The sequence below is a fragment of the Fulvivirga sp. AWR4_260 genome (genome assembly GCF_056158185.1).
Window position 1 is genome coordinate 475,422 of the sequence record NZ_JBSWSU010000015.1, and the last position, 14,670, is coordinate 490,091.

A 14,670-nucleotide genomic window follows, 5' to 3' on the forward strand; every position below is an offset into this window, starting at 1 on the left:
GTACTATACCAAAGTATAGTGCTATACTTTAATATAGTATTGTTTAAATAATAAGCGTAATGAAATACAAAGATCCTAAAGACCATCCCAAGTGTGTAGGTATGATAAGACCAGTACAAGATGCTCTAGATATATTAAATGGTAAATGGAAACTTCCAATTATTGTGGCCTTGGGGTTTGGTCCCAAACGTTTTTCTGAAATAGCGGCTGAGGTAACTGGCATTACAGATCGAATGCTATCAAAAGAGTTGAGAGATTTGGAGATGAATAAGTTGGTCTCACGCAAGGTGTATGATACATTTCCTGTAAAAGTAGAATATTCATTAACAGAGTATGGAGGTAGTTTGGATGAGGTGATAGACGCTCTAAGGAAATGGGGGCAGAATCATCGTAAAGTTATTTTTAGTGATTAATTTATAATGGATAATATCAAACAAGGAGCCTATTGGCTCCTTGTGAAGGGTTAAAAATTAGTTTCAATTATTGGTGAAACTAATTCTGTGCTGGCAAAATCCATAATTATAATACCATGTTTTCCTGATCGAGGTGTGTTAAAATATTCAACAAGTTTAGGATTCATGAAATCTGATACTGCGTTGATATCTGGTATGTTAAAAATGCCAGGTTTAGAACCACTGGTGAAGTTTATGAATAGCTTGCCGTTGCTATTGCTCAGTGCTTGGTTAAAATGATCTGTTATTAAATTCCATTTATTGCTGTTGTTAGGCACATTATACACATCTTGCACGCCCATTAAAGGTGTGTTATTTGTGAAAACTGCATTGTCTGGCCAGTAAGATGCATTTATGCCTTTAGGTGCCGAAGCTCCAAATCTCCTGAATAGCACAATTTTACCTCTTACATCACTAAGTAGAGGTATTTCATCTGCCAAATGCCAAAGGTGCGGATTCTTGTTTGTGTAGAAATCGAATGTTTCTTCAAATGAACGGGTGTTGTTGCTGGGTTCATGCTCCTCTTTTACTGACATCACTATGGTTTCGGTAGGGTGGGCAGCTAAAAAACTATTGCAATAATTGATAACATCATCAAAATTTATGTTTTGATAAACTACTCCATGGTGTATGGTGAAGGAATTTTCAATATGCCTGCATCTAATATCTAAGAAGCGAACGCCTATATTTAGTTGCTCAGAAATAGTTAAATCCTGACATTTTGCTGTCTTTTTTAATATTACATGGTCAAATCTTGCACCGGCATCGTGAGTGCCAGGAATGGATATATCTGATATTTTCATGTTTCCATTAATATTTGCCATCCAGTTTGTAGGTAGCCAGTTTAGTGCAAGTGCTCTTGGTTTTGTGAGATTTTCTGTTTGGTATGGTGAAATTTGGTCGCCTTCGCATGAATACAATGCAATACTTAGCACAAGTAGTGTAATCAATAGCTTGATACTTTTCATAGTTTATTAGGTTTAGGTTGATTGTTGAATCTTCAAGCTATATATAATTCTGCTCATACATGATAAGAAATAATTAAGACTGTGTTAATTCCTTTCACATGTGGGTTTTATAGGCATAAAGATTTAGCAATTGGCTTTAAATGACACGTAGAGGCGCTAAATCGTAGGGGTAGGTTTAAACACTTAGGTATACTTATGGGTTTTTATATCACTTAGCAGTAGCTAATTATATTATATAACCTAAGAAACTAAACATATGTCAAGCATAAAGATAAATACCCGATTAAGTTTTAAAGACTATTTAAGAGCTAATTATTTTCTGTTGTATCAGAAGTTATCCATGCGAATAATCACCATAATAGGGGCATTATGTATGGTAGCATTTTTTGTGCTTTATTTAGCCGCAGATATTTTTATTGGTCCTCTTGCCTTTTTAGGGCTTGCCTTAACTACGGCATTGCCACTTTATACTTATATGCGAAGCTTACATTTTTATAATAAGAACTATAAAATAAAGGAGAAGGTGGCGTATTATTTTGATGATAACGGTGTGTTGATAAAAGGAGAAACCTATAATTCAAATTATAATTGGCCACAGTTTAAGGTGTCGGAAAGTGAAAAATCCATTTTAATATGGACTAACAACCGCATCTCTAACTTTATACCGAAAAATGCATTTACGAATAAGGACCTAAGTGCTTTCCGAAAAATGGTGCAAAATAGATCGAGAATGGGCAATGCATTGAGGGTTTCTTAATGATCACCATTTAGTATATTATTGAAATAAGGAGAGTCGTTCCACTTAATTTTTTTGCGTGGAAACTCTCCTTTTATGTCTTCTGGAATACACTCATACATTGCTTCACTCATTTTTTCTAACAGTAGTTTTTTAGTGAATGTATCTGACACTACTAAGCTTATTTCTCTTACGGGCTGAGGCGAGGTAAAAGTTTTAACCGATTTAGTATTCATTTCATTAATGGCCGCCAGTTTAGGGATAATGGCAAAACCTTGGCCTGCCTTCACTAGGTTTTTTAGTGTTTCGATAGAGTTGATATCATAATTAAATTGATGTTGTAATTCATTATCACTTTTTAATTCGCATATGTCTAATAACTGAGCATTATAGCAATATTCATTTTTGAGTAGCAATAAATCGTTCAAATTTTGGTGGTCAATAGAATAATGCAGCTGACTAGCCGCTGGGTGGTTGATGTTTAAATAGGCTACAAATGGCTCTAGGAATATCGGGAATTCTTTAAAGCCATTATGGCCAGTAGGTGTAGACATTAGTGCAATGTCTATTGCGCCCGTTTCCAAATCTTGCATTAGCTGATAGGTGCTAGCTTCTTTTATTATATAATGTATTGCTGGAGTTACATCTTTAATTTTGCCAATGAAATTTGGAATTAAATAAGGCGATAAAGTGGATATTACTCCTAATTTTATTTCGCCTTCTAAGCTATTTTTTTGTGTTGCCACATAGTTTCTAATTCCTTCTGCTTCTCTGATTATTTTCTTTGCCCTGAGTATAATTTCTATTCCTGCTGTGGTGGGCTTTAATGGAACTTTGTTTCTGTCAAATATTCTTATGCCGATTTCTTCTTCAAGGTTTTTCAGTTGAATCGTTAAACCTGGTTGCGAAACAGCACATGCTTCAGCTGCTTTTGAAAAATTTCTCTCTTCATCTAAAGCAATAATGTACCTGAGTTGCTGTATAGTCATGATTATAAATTTAATTTATAAATGTAAAAAATTATTAATTTGATTTATGTAATCGCTCATTCTATTTTTGAATCATGATTGAAACAGAAAGGGTTAAGAAGGTAGTGAATAAGTAATTATTGGCTGGTAATTAACCTGTTAAAATAAAATTTAAAAAACTTAAATATTAGCAAGATGAAATTTACAAGAAAAGCGAGCGCAAACTGGAAAGGTACTGGTATGGAAGGTAAAGGTACCATTAGTACTCAAAGTACAACATTGGATAATACTCAGTACTCTTTTAAAACTAGATTTGAAGAGGGTGTAGGAACTAATCCGGAAGAGCTTGTGGCTGCAGCTCATTCAGGTTGTTATACTATGCAACTGAGCTTTCTGTTGAGTGAAGCTGGGTTTACTCCAACTGATTTAACTACAGATGCTAAAATTACTTTTGAAGATGGTACTATCACAAAAATTCACTTGGAATTGAATGCAGATGTACCTGAAATATCTGCCGATGAGTTTCAGAAGATAGCAGTAAAAGCAAAAGAGATTTGTCCTATATCGAAATTATTGAATACTGAAATTACTTTGTCAGCTAACTTGGCTTAAGTAACACTCACCTATTGGAGGCGGTTCTTATTAAAGAACCGCTTTTTTTATGTCCAAATAATAGCTATAAGTGTAAGAGAGGCAATGAAAATCCAAAGTATAACGCCCTGCAAGAGCGGTCTTATGCCTACGGCTTGTAATATAGATTTGTTTAATCCACTGCCTATTAAAAAGAGTGTTAAGGTAAGTCCGTTTTTTGACAAACTTACAATGTAATGACTGACTGTAGCTAGCGAAGGCAGATAGGTATTAAGTACCATGGCTATAACGAAAAGTATTATGAAATACGGAAATTTTAGCTTAGTACTTTTGTTTTTAAATATTAGTGCTGCCCCAATAGATACAGGAATTATCCACAGAGCTCGGGCTAGTTTAATGGTGGTGGCGGTTTCTAGTGCTATATTTCCATATTTTGAAGCAGCGCCTACTACAGAACTGGTATCATGAATGGCAATAGCAGTCCATAGCCCAAATTGCTCTTGTGTTAAATGTAGCCAGTGACCAATAGGAGGGAAAATGAATAAGGCTACAGAATTAAGAATGAAAACTGTACCCAATGCTATTGAAATGTGTTTTTCCCGCGCTTTTATTACTGGTGAAACAGCTGCTATGGCACTGCCCCCACATATTGCAGTGCCAGCTGCAATGAGAAATGAGGTCCTTTTTTCTATTTTAAGGAGCTTACTTAGCAAATAACCCAAGGCTAATGTGCCAAGTATTGAAAACACAGTGAATATAAAGCCTTCGCTGCCGGCATGTATGGCACTGTTTACATTCATGCCAAAACCTAAACCTACTACCGAAACTTGAAGCAAAATGTTAGTGGCCTTGTGGTTTAAATGCGAGTAGGGGTGTCCTACTGCCTGAGCAATAAAAATACCTAATAGTAAAGCAACTGCAGGAGAGGGCCATGAGGACGCACAGATTAAAGCTGTTACGCTGAAAATAACCTCACGTAATGATATGTTGCTGCTTAATACCTTGTTGTAGTGGAGGTGTAATTGGCTTTTTATGTGGCTGTAGTCCCTCATGATGTTGATGTTTAAGGTGTAAAGCTCCTGAAAACATCATCATGAGAGAAATCATTATTTATGATCTGTTATAACTTTAGGTTATTAAACTCTAAAATTATAGTGCTTGCAGAATTTTAGGAATAAATCTACCAAATGATCATTTTGCCCTTGTGGTTGAATGAAATTGAAATACCTTTCAATATTTATTTCATTCACATCTATAATGCAGCATTCTTTGTTTTTAAGCTCTTTGGTAATGGAGTGTATCGATACAAAGGAGAGGCAGCTAGAGTTTAAAAGATATAGTTTAATGCTTTCAGTGTTGCTCAATTGCATTTCTACATTGAGATCAGCCCTGGTAACGCCTGCGCTTTTTAAAGAGTGGTCTATAACATCCAAAGTACCAGATCCGGGTTCGCGCATTAATAAAGGTAGACTCTTGAGTTCATCTATAGTAATTTGTCCTTTTTGGGCGTGTATGCTTCGCGTACTTGTAGTAAGCACAATTTCGTCTTTCAAAAAAGGCGTATACTTTAATACGCTAGTTTTCGAATGCCCTTCAATAATACCTAGATCAATGGTTTTGTCTAATAAAGCATTTTCAATTTTTTCGGTGTTGTCAGTATGTAGAGAAATGGAGATGTCTTTGAATTTTTCGTGAAATGCGGCAATTACAGGAGGGAGTACATACTGCGCTACTGTGGTGCTGGCGCCTATTCTTAGCTTGCCAGCATGCTTACTGGCAAGAGCGTTCATATCTATTTCTAGCTTACGGTATACCTCAAATACCTCTTCAGTATACTGCATCAGTGTTCGGCCTGCAGGTGTAAGTTTAATTCTGGTGCCGTTTCTATCAAAAAGCTTAGTATTGAAGTATTGTTCAATCTCTTGAATGTGTTTGCTTACGGCAGGTTGTGTAATGTACATTTCTTGTGCGGCTTTTGTGAAATTTAATCTTTTGGCCACAGTAAGAAATACTTTAAGTCTAAAATCAAACATTTGATTCTCGGGGTTTTCAAATAATCGGTTAAGGTTGAATTGCAAGGACTTGAGTTAGCGGGTTAATTGCTAAGTGAGGTCAAATCCAGCTACATAGCTTATATTACTATACGTAAGCAATTGGGTAAACGATAGCCTACCAAAATGGTAAAATATGTATTTTTTACATTTTATCTGACGTGATAAAGGTTATGGTATTGCTATTCAGGGTATTATGGCTTTTTGGATGCCCTTAATCCATTTGAATCTTTTTGCTTCTAGGTCAGGTTTATTTACCTGAGATAAGGGATTTCCCTCAAAATATTGGTAAAACGAGCTGTCATTTATGAAGCGAACCGTTTCAATAGACATAACTCGAGCGGGTATATTGCCTCCAAACCATCTTTTGTCGGGTGTTTGTTGCCAAGTTACATATGTTAAAATAGAGCCATTAGGGTAGTTAAGGTTATTGGCGGTTTCTAAGTGGTTAAAGGCAATGTCATTGCCATATAAGGTGGACATAGTTTGGTGTGTTTTATTGATGAAGCTATTAATAACTTTCCCTTTTAAAGGGTTAAAACCTAGGCTTTGCGCATCAATTGATGCTTTTTTATTTAATGTAGCCTTTGAATATTCATTAGGTCTACTGGTGCAGCTCCAAAGATTAAATGCTATAACTGCCAATGCTATGTATTTTATGCTTTTCATTTGTTTAAGGGTAAGGGATATGTAAATACGTAATCTGTGTTTTTTACCGGTCTGTGGCAATCAATACACTCTTGAGTGAATAAGAGATTTTCTCCATAAGGGATTAATGATTTACCTCTCCATCTTGCCCAGCCCCAGCCTTTGGTATCTTGGTATTTGTCAGTGTCTTTAATCATGTATTCAACCTGAATAAACTCTCCAGTACTGATATTCCCTTCTACATCAGCTAGTTGCTTCCAAGCTGTTTTTGCTAGGATAGATCCATTAGGCCATGGGTTTATATTTCCTTCTTCTATTGCTTTTACTGCAATCTCATTGCCGTAAATCACCCTCATTGTACCATTATCGAACCTATCGGTGGTGCTTATTGCTTTCCAGTTCCAATAATCTGGTATATAATCAATGTGATTTAATGTAGGCTGAACATCATTTTTGTTTAGATGACCTTTATTGTGCATATGGTTTTGAAAAACCTCTGATTGCTGCTTTTTATAATTATGAGTAGAAGGTGAATCTAATTTAATGGGAGAGCAAATAGAGGCAAGGTAATCCTTAATTATATTGATATCCTTTTTCGATATACTGTTATGGTGCAATGCGCTGTAACTAGGCAGTGGCATTTCACCTGAAATGATATCGTTTATAGCTTGAAATAGCTTTCCTTTTCTCTTGTTATCTGGAATTCGATCCCACTCACTAAAGTTAAGTGCGTTTCTACCCTTTTCTATATGAGATTTTACAAGCCATGGAGCCGGCCCTATTTTATCAAACCAAGCTAATTTGGTTTCATTAGAATGGCAATCATAACATGAATTGCGAAATATGCTTTTTACCTTTGCCGGCAATATGATATCCTGCGTAATAGGAGGGTTCTCCATTGTTGGAGAAAAAAGCTGTATTATAATGACTGCAGCTAGCACTATGCCAGATGCAATCAGCCAGGTATTTGTCTTTTTAAAATTCATTTTTTGACTATTATTGAAGCTGAAATTTTATAAGTCGCTTTGTATGTGTTAATCTTTAAAGTGACTCAAATAAGCCGTATGTCTAGTTTAATGTCCATTTTATGATAGCGAGAGGGGTGAAATCATGGGTGAAGAGGAAAAAATAGACTTGAAGAAAACGGTATGAATACTTAATTAACTGTTTAGATGACTAAAGAAAGATTATATATTTTTACTTGGTTGGGGGTATCACTGGTGGTAATACTAGTGAGCGCTTTATCATTCAATTATTTATATAAAGTAGGCAAAGCCGGAATACTTCATGCACATGTGGAGAGTAGTCATCGTGAGGCGCGAGAGATTGGCCGTATGTTGGAGCAACAGTTGAAGAGTGGTCTTACAGAAGAGGAGGTCAAAAACAACCTGCAGCAAAGTATAGAAAATACGGATATACAGTCGGGTTTTATTTGTATGTACGATACTGGCGGGGTAGAACTGTGCCACCCAGACCCGGGAAGAATAGGGGCAGTAGTGTCGGCAGGTAGCTCTGAAGTGAAGGATTTGAACAGTAGCTATTTGGTTGACTTTGTTGACTTGCTTAATGCTGGAAATGCAGGAGGAGGCCTAAGATCATATAAAAGTGGCTATTCGGAAATTATATATGTTTACCCCGTTAAAGATACTGATTGGATGGTGGCCGGTCATGCTAACATACTGGTAGTAAAGCAACAGTTGAGTGACTTGTATCTGCATTTTTCTATAATCTATATTATTACAGCTATTATAATTATTGTTAGTTCTGTGTTTACTATCCGATACATTTCTAAAAAGTATGAGAAAGCGCTAGAGCATAAGCGCAGTGTGCTTGAAGAGGATGTAAAGGCGCTTACGGTATTGAATAATGATTTAATAAAGCAACAAGAAGTATTAAGTAAGCGGGCCAATACTTTAACTACGATTGCCAATAAGGAGCATAAGCGCAGGGTAATGACTTATTATAAAGATGAAATTGTTGCTGTTGGTGTAGAGCAAATTTCTTTTGTTTTTACTCAGGCATCACTCACACACATTGTTACAAATGCAGGTAAACTATTGCATAGCAACAGTACCTTAGATGAGGTGATGACAGATTTACCCGAAAGAGAATTCTTTAGAGCAAATAGGCAATATATTATTGCAGTGAAGTTTATTGCCAAGATATATCGACATGGGAAAAATCAGCTCAAAATAGTGATGACTCCAACTGATCATGATGAAATAATCATCAGTAAAAATAAAGTAGCTGAGTTTAAACAGTGGCTGAATTCATAAGGTAAAGTATGAATTATTTTAAGTGCTTTCTGTTTACTTTTAACCAATAGAGTACAAGAAACACTGCAGATGGTACCAAGAAATACAGGGCAATATATGAAGCGATAAGGCCGGAACCCACAAATAGATCTTCGTATACCAAACAGGCATATATTACTGAAACAAAGTAAATTAATTGTGAAATACTGTAAATGTATAGCCCCTTCAATTTCTTTCCTAGCATAAAAATAGCTCCAAATAAAGTGCCCACTGATGATATAGCGTATACCCAACCTCTTAAATAGGTGTGATCTGGGCTGAAATACGCTACTATTTCATAAAAAAATGCACGCGCAATTGAAAATAATGACCCAATAATGGTAAGTACACACAAGACTATTAAAAAAGAATGGTTGCCAGTATCATTACTGTTGTATTCAACTCTTTGATCGTGACCGCACTTAGGGCAGAAATTATTGCTGTCTTTAATTTCAGCGTTACATCTAATACATTTTGACATTCTTAAAGGATTAATTATTATCTTATTGGTGGATCTTCTTTGTAAATGGAGCCGGGGCCTGTGCCATCAAAAGTTAATTCTACAATTATAATATAATATTAGGCGTAATTATTATTTATATTAGGTTTTAGGCTTTAATAATTCAAAATTATCTAAATTTTGTTCTTTCCCATTGATAATGATAGCTACCTTGTGTAAACCCTCATAGTATTTGCGTGTAGTGATAACCTTGAAGCTTTGGTTTCTGGTTATAGAAGTAGCGCTGTTGGCTTCATATTTTTTCTCACTTATCTTAAATACTTTTCTTCCAAAGTCTTTTAGTCTTTTGTAGTAGATGGCGTACTCCAGCCTGATAAGTTTATCTTCAGGGTTGTTATTAACAACATTAAAGGAAAACGTGAGGCTATCACCAATCTTAACAATAGGGGTAAGTATATTGAAGTCAGTAACTTCAATATTATCGGAGCCAAGGCCATAATAATTAAGTATTTCGGTATTGCCCGCTTTTAGTAAAGTTCTACAACCATGCTTTATAATACCATCTGTATTTTTATGGTGGTTTTTCCAACGGTGCGCCAGTTGAATAACTACCAAAGGATGGTCTTTAGAAATGTCGTTAATATTATTGGCTACACTTTTTCTTACCCACTCGCTTTCATCGTTAATCATATTTTCAATTATAGGCAGTATGGGAGATGGGTCTTTTTTAAGAAAAGGAATGGCCATGGCCCATGGTAGTCGTGGGCGAGCACCTTCGCTAGCCAAGCGCCTTACTTTATAATTGGGGTGAGTAGACCATGCCTTCATTTGATTGAGCATTTTTTGCTCATATTTTAAAATAAATGGTCTTACTGCAAATTCACAACTAATAAACTGTGTGAGTTGCTCGAAAATTGGAATAGCATTATCAAAATCATCAATGCCATAAGTTTCCACATAGTCGGGGAGAAACATAAAGGCCAATTGGTCTTTATCTTCATTATCTGCTTGTAACTGAGTGATCAGTTGAGGAAAGATAAGTGCCGTTTCAGGGAACCTTGAAGGTAAATAATTGTGAAGCGTGGCGGTCACATGCTTCATACGCTGTTTCCATTCCAATTGCTCAAATCCGTTACCCATAACATCAGTTAAAAAACCATCACTATCAAATGATGGAATTACCTTTGTTGCGCTGCTAATGAAGCGGTTGAAGAAAGCTAGGGAGTAAATATCTTTAATTAATGACATGTTTTTTGAAAGTTGGGTCTGTCAAAATTATCTTTAATTCAGTGATAATTTCTCGATAGCACTATCTATTTACTACCTTCTCTTTGGTTAATAAACTCAGTTGGAGTCATACCAAACTGCTTTTGGAAGTTTCGTCCAAAACTGGTTTGTGAGTTATAACCGACCATATATGATACTTCGTAAATCTTATGGTCGCCCGTCATTAATAACTCTGCTGCCTTTTTTAACCTTGCCAAGTTAATTAGTTCATTAGGGGTAAGGTTAGATACTGCCTTAATTTTTCTGTACAAGGTAGGTCTGCTCATGTTCATTATATCAGCTAAATACTCTACGTTTAGGTCTGTGTCAGATATGTTAGCATAAATGGCTTCGTTGAGTTTTTCTAAAAACTGCTCGTCAGTTTTAGAATGAGCCATTGTTTTAATATGAGTAAGCGGGCTATTGGCAAAGTATTCTTTGATTTTGTTCTTGTTAGCCAATAAATTTTTTATTTGTACATTGAGGTGAGCCAATGAAAATGGCTTTTCTATGTAAGCATCCGCACCGCTTTCTAAACCTTCTATTTTCGCCTGCATACTATTTTTTGCCGTAAGCAAAATAACAGGAATATGGCTGTATTCAACATTAGTTTTTACATTATAGCAAAGCTCTAACCCTGACATTACAGGCATGGTGACGTCACTTATCACTAAATTAATGTTTTCATTATTTATAATGTCTAGTCCGTCTTTGCCATTATGCGCAATGATAAAATGATACTCTGCTTTTAACTCAGAGGAGATAAAGTCAACCATTTCAAGGTTATCTTCAACTAATAAAATCACAGGCTTACTAGTTTGCCCATTGGCATTTGCTTTTTCAGCTTCTTTGGCAGAGTTTGCTTCCTCTTTAATGTAGAGGTTAAATTCATTGGCTTGCCTTACTGGTAGCGTTAAGATAAATGTATTATAAGGAGCTGTTTTTTTCTTAATAGTAAGCGAGCCTGTGTGTAGCTCAGCTAATGATCGAGCCAGCGGAAGTCCTATGCCTGTGCCTTCTTTCTCCTGAGTTTCCTCAAGCCTGTGGAATGGCTCAAATATTCGTTCTTTTTGGTCTTCAGGTATCAGTAGCCCATCATTACTCACTTCTAATACGAAGTTTTGATCCTTTTCTAGCTCAAACTCATGCAGGGTAACTGATACTTTGCCTGCGGCATATTTTAATGCATTGTTTAATAAGTTGCTCAGTATTTTTGTAAAAGCTTCAGGGTCTACATAAGCATAGCAGTTAGACTCTGGCAGGTGCAGGTTAAATTGTATGTCTCGCTGTTTGCTAAAAGGCTCGAAACGAAGATAAGTCTCCTGCAGTATCTGTTTTATATTGGCTTTTACAAAGGTTAAACTGAACTGTTTGATTTCGGTTTTTCTAAAATCTAACAGCTGATTGGTCAGTTCTAATAACCTATTAGTGTTTTTTTGCATTACTTTCAGGTTGTTCATCATTTCAACCTTATTGAGTTCTGCATTTATAAGTTTATCTAGCGGAGCAGTAATTAACGTGAGTGGTGTTCTTATTTCATGCGCCACATTAGTGAAAAACTCAATTTTTGCCTGATAAATCTCTTTTTCCTTCTGGCTTTGAAGTAAGTTGATTTTACGTTCATTTTTCTTTTCTGTACTCTTACTATAGGTTCTAAATATAAAGTAAAGTACTACTGAAGCTATAATAATGTAAAAAAGATAAGCCCAAACTGTGGCCCATATGGGTGGTAGAATGGTGATTTTTAATTCTTTAGGTTGTTCAGTCCAAATGTTACTAGTATTGGCAGCCTTAACTTGGAATAAGTATTCTCCAGGAGGCAACTCTGTAAAATAAATTCTTCTATTAGTAGTTAAGGTAGTCCAGTTTTTTTGCAAGCCTTTAAGTCTGAATTTATACTGTGTGGTTTTGGGAGCAGTATAAGTTAAGGCAGCAAAATCAAGGCTTATATTAGCCTGATCGTATTGTAAAGTTATTTCATCGGCATATAGTATAGATGCCGTAGGCATGCCTTTAAGTTCAGAATAAGGCGTGTTATTTACGTATAGGCCAGTAATGTGGAGCTGAGGAATATATCTGTTTTCTTGAAATTTATCAGGGTTAAAGCTGATCATCCCCTTTACTGTACCAAAATATAGCCTTCCATTTTCGTCTTTGTAAGAAGAAGAATAGTTAAACTGGTTGCTAAGCAAACCTTGGTCTTTAGTGAAAACATTGATGTCGTTAGTACGGGGGTTTAGCTGTACTAAACCTTTGGAGGTTGATATCCATAAAAAATGATTATTGTCCTCTTTTATGGCGAATACCATATTACTGGGCATGCCGTTTTCTAAAGTGTAATGGGTAAATTTACCAGTTGTTGGATTGAGCTTACTTAGTCCATTTTCAGTGGTAATCCACAAGTTGTTTTGACTATCTTCAAACAGGTTAGTAACAACATTATAAATCAATGAGTTTAAATTGTTGTCTTCGTGCGCATACTGCCCCATTACCCTGGTGATGGGGTTATAAAAGAAAACTCCATGACCATGCGTGCCTACCCAGAGTGTGCCGTGGCTATCTTCTAAGATGGATGAATATAAATAATTGGTGTTGAAGCCAGGTACAAACTCAAACTGATCTTTATGCGCAATATATTCATACAAGCCACCAGTAGTGCCAAGGAGTATACGGTTTTTGCTGGTTTGGCCAATGGTGTAGATAAAGTTGTTTTTAAGCCCACTACTTTGATCTTCACTGGTGTATTGTTTAATTACTTTTCCAGTTTTTACATCTAGTATATTTAGCCCATGTTCAAATGTACCTACCCACAGTTCGTCTCCCACTGTAGCTAAGCCGTGTATGTTGTTATAAGATAGCTTAGAGTTAGCCGTATTATAATGTACGAAGCTCTGTGTAGCAGTGTCATATTTGTTTAAGCCTGCATCTTCTGTACCTATCCACAGGTTGCCATATTTGTCTTTGGCAAATTCCCTAACGTCATTACCGCTAATACTTGCCTCTGCTTTATCAGGGTAGTACCTGCTGAAAGGTGTATATTGTTTTGGGAAATAATTAACGCCTCCAAAGTATGTACCTGCCCAAATGCCTCCTTCTTGGTCTTGGTAAAGGCTATAAATTGCATTATCGGATAAAGAATAAGGGTTGTTGAAGTCTTTTTGAAGGTTAGAATAGCTATCAGTAGTTAAGTTGTATATAATAATACCAGATTCGGTACCTATCCAATATTTATCATTAACCTTTAAAATGTCTCTAACAAAGAGTTCATGTCCCGTAGAGGTCTGAGTTACAAGATCTCGGTATTGCTTGGTTTTTCTGTCAAATAGCTTTAACCCTTGAGATGCCGTGCCTATTAATATAATGTCATTGTCATCTTTGATATAGAGTGTTTCGATCCATTTTGAAGGAACCTCTGGCGAGTGATCAAATAAGTTATATTGTTTAAAGGAGTTTTTTTCTTTGATGTACTCGTAAAGTGATCCATATGATGATACCCATATAGAACCATCTGGCGCTGCGGCCATAGATGAGGCCATAAAAGCTTGGCTGCCATTGTACCAAGTAACCTGATGAGATTTGGCGTTGTATTTTGCTAAGCTTACGTTATCTATAAACCAGATGTTGTTTTCTTTGTCTACACAAAAATCACGTGTATTGGTGTTTTCTAAGCCTATAATAGGTGAAAACTTCTCTGTTTTGGGCTGGTAGCTGTATATACCTTTGTCTGTACCTATTAGAAGGCAGGTATCGAGCTCTAGCATTTTACGGATATAATTACTCTTTATAGTAGAGTTAGAGTCTATGGGGCTATAACGGAATAGTTTAATATTATAACCATCAAACCTATTAAGCCCATCTTTGGTGCCAAACCAAATAAAACCATATTTATCTTGTAGGGTACAGATCACAGAGTTATTAGATAACCCTTGTTCTACCTCATAATGTTGTATGTTGTAAGGTTGAGCATTTAACCTTTTTGTGCCGCATAAACCAATGCAAAAAAATAGAAACCACAAGTGTAGTGTAGGCCTTCCCATGTGTCGTAAATTATAAAATATTATCAACAATATGTTTCAAATCATTATCATTTCGTGTCAAAGTAGTGACAAATTCCTTGTTTGAGACAAAACAGCGAAAATTAACTGAGCAAGAATTGAACATTCTTCTAATAATTTTCTTTACTTTATCGAACTCTGCAATCGTTACCAAGAGAGTCGCATCTGGTAAAAGATCGTA

General features: G+C 35.9%; 13 protein-coding genes. 4 read left to right on the forward strand and 9 right to left on the reverse strand.

Translation table 11 applies throughout. The features are described from left to right. The first annotated feature begins 59 nt into the window (after positions 1-59). A complete protein-coding gene (locus ACXACQ_RS08555) occupies positions 60-413 on the forward strand; it encodes a winged helix-turn-helix transcriptional regulator (RefSeq protein WP_474975516.1) in 354 nt (117 codons plus the stop codon). A 50-nt stretch (positions 414-463) separates the two neighbouring features. Here ACXACQ_RS08555 and ACXACQ_RS08560 read toward each other — a convergent pair whose 3' ends face one another. After that, complete coding sequence (locus ACXACQ_RS08560) at positions 464-1,420, reverse strand: phosphatidylinositol-specific phospholipase C (protein WP_474975517.1); 957 nt, start codon at positions 1,418-1,420, stop codon at positions 464-466. A gap of 256 nt (positions 1,421-1,676) precedes the next feature. Between ACXACQ_RS08560 and ACXACQ_RS08565 the strand changes: the two genes are divergently transcribed. Further along, positions 1,677-2,177 (forward strand): YcxB family protein, encoded by a 501-nt coding sequence (locus ACXACQ_RS08565; protein WP_474975518.1) that lies wholly within the window; start codon positions 1,677-1,679, stop codon positions 2,175-2,177. On the opposite strand, the gene ACXACQ_RS08570 is transcribed toward ACXACQ_RS08565, so the two are convergent. After that, entirely contained in the window at positions 2,174-3,145 is a 972-nt protein-coding gene (locus ACXACQ_RS08570; RefSeq protein ID WP_474975519.1) for a LysR substrate-binding domain-containing protein, read from the reverse strand. The two genes, ACXACQ_RS08565 and ACXACQ_RS08570, sit on opposite strands and share 4 nt — an antisense overlap. A 174-nt stretch (positions 3,146-3,319) precedes the next feature. Between ACXACQ_RS08570 and ACXACQ_RS08575 the strand changes: the two genes are divergently transcribed. Next, positions 3,320-3,736, forward strand: coding sequence for an OsmC family protein (locus ACXACQ_RS08575; RefSeq protein ID WP_474975520.1), 417 nt, complete (start codon positions 3,320-3,322; stop codon positions 3,734-3,736). Between the two features lie 47 nt (positions 3,737-3,783). On the opposite strand, the gene ACXACQ_RS08580 is transcribed toward ACXACQ_RS08575, so the two are convergent. From ACXACQ_RS08580 to ACXACQ_RS08595, 4 genes are all read right to left on the reverse strand, one after another. Further along, the gene (locus tag ACXACQ_RS08580) at positions 3,784-4,767 is read right to left on the reverse strand and encodes a YeiH family protein (RefSeq protein WP_474975521.1); all 984 of its coding nucleotides are present in this window, start codon (positions 4,765-4,767) and stop codon (positions 3,784-3,786) included. A gap of 84 nt (positions 4,768-4,851) precedes the next feature. Beyond that, positions 4,852-5,748 carry a LysR substrate-binding domain-containing protein gene (locus ACXACQ_RS08585; protein ID WP_474975522.1) on the reverse strand — a complete coding sequence of 299 codons (897 nt, stop codon included), beginning with the start codon at positions 5,746-5,748 and terminating at the stop codon, positions 4,852-4,854. Positions 5,749-5,952: 204 nt separating this feature from the next. Next, the gene (locus ACXACQ_RS08590; protein WP_474975523.1) at positions 5,953-6,435 is read right to left on the reverse strand and encodes a hypothetical protein; all 483 of its coding nucleotides are present in this window, start codon (positions 6,433-6,435) and stop codon (positions 5,953-5,955) included. Continuing rightward, on the reverse strand, positions 6,432-7,400 hold the full coding sequence (locus tag ACXACQ_RS08595) for a heme-binding domain-containing protein (protein WP_474975524.1): 969 nt from the start codon (positions 7,398-7,400) through the stop codon (positions 6,432-6,434). Before ACXACQ_RS08595 ends, ACXACQ_RS08590 begins: the two co-directional genes overlap by 4 nt. 186 nt (positions 7,401-7,586) lie before the next feature. Between ACXACQ_RS08595 and ACXACQ_RS08600 the strand changes: the two genes are divergently transcribed. After that, positions 7,587-8,690 carry a LytTR family transcriptional regulator DNA-binding domain-containing protein gene (locus ACXACQ_RS08600; RefSeq protein ID WP_474975525.1) on the forward strand — a complete coding sequence of 368 codons (1,104 nt, stop codon included), beginning with the start codon at positions 7,587-7,589 and terminating at the stop codon, positions 8,688-8,690. 13 nt (positions 8,691-8,703) lie between these two features. On the opposite strand, the gene ACXACQ_RS08605 is transcribed toward ACXACQ_RS08600, so the two are convergent. From ACXACQ_RS08605 to ACXACQ_RS08615, 3 genes are all read right to left on the reverse strand, one after another. Further along, complete coding sequence (locus ACXACQ_RS08605) at positions 8,704-9,189, reverse strand: zinc ribbon domain-containing protein (protein ID WP_474975526.1); 486 nt, start codon at positions 9,187-9,189, stop codon at positions 8,704-8,706. Positions 9,190-9,309: 120 nt separating this feature from the next. Further along, entirely contained in the window at positions 9,310-10,416 is a 1,107-nt protein-coding gene (locus ACXACQ_RS08610; protein ID WP_474975527.1) for a DNA alkylation repair protein, read from the reverse strand. A 65-nt stretch (positions 10,417-10,481) separates the two neighbouring features. Then, entirely contained in the window at positions 10,482-14,471 is a 3,990-nt protein-coding gene (locus tag ACXACQ_RS08615) for a hybrid sensor histidine kinase/response regulator transcription factor (RefSeq protein WP_474975528.1), read from the reverse strand. Positions 14,472-14,670: the final 199 nt, after the last annotated feature.

Coding starts and splice junctions, on each gene's coding strand:
- ACXACQ_RS08560 (WP_474975517.1), bottom strand. CDS start 1,420: ATGAAAAGTATCAAGCTATTGATTACACTACTTGTGCTAAGTATTGCA.
- ACXACQ_RS08565 (WP_474975518.1), top strand. CDS start 1,677: ATGTCAAGCATAAAGATAAATACCCGATTAAGTTTTAAAGACTATTTA.
- ACXACQ_RS08600 (WP_474975525.1), top strand. CDS start 7,587: ATGACTAAAGAAAGATTATATATTTTTACTTGGTTGGGGGTATCACTG.
- ACXACQ_RS08595 (WP_474975524.1), bottom strand. CDS start 7,400: ATGAATTTTAAAAAGACAAATACCTGGCTGATTGCATCTGGCATAGTG.
- ACXACQ_RS08605 (WP_474975526.1), bottom strand. CDS start 9,189: ATGTCAAAATGTATTAGATGTAACGCTGAAATTAAAGACAGCAATAAT.
- ACXACQ_RS08570 (WP_474975519.1), bottom strand. CDS start 3,145: ATGACTATACAGCAACTCAGGTACATTATTGCTTTAGATGAAGAGAGA.
- ACXACQ_RS08585 (WP_474975522.1), bottom strand. CDS start 5,748: ATGTTTGATTTTAGACTTAAAGTATTTCTTACTGTGGCCAAAAGATTA.
- ACXACQ_RS08610 (WP_474975527.1), bottom strand. CDS start 10,416: ATGTCATTAATTAAAGATATTTACTCCCTAGCTTTCTTCAACCGCTTC.
- ACXACQ_RS08590 (WP_474975523.1), bottom strand. CDS start 6,435: ATGAAAAGCATAAAATACATAGCATTGGCAGTTATAGCATTTAATCTT.
- ACXACQ_RS08580 (WP_474975521.1), bottom strand. CDS start 4,767: ATGAGGGACTACAGCCACATAAAAAGCCAATTACACCTCCACTACAAC.
- ACXACQ_RS08615 (WP_474975528.1), bottom strand. CDS start 14,471: ATGGGAAGGCCTACACTACACTTGTGGTTTCTATTTTTTTGCATTGGT.
- ACXACQ_RS08575 (WP_474975520.1), top strand. CDS start 3,320: ATGAAATTTACAAGAAAAGCGAGCGCAAACTGGAAAGGTACTGGTATG.
- ACXACQ_RS08555 (WP_474975516.1), top strand. CDS start 60: ATGAAATACAAAGATCCTAAAGACCATCCCAAGTGTGTAGGTATGATA.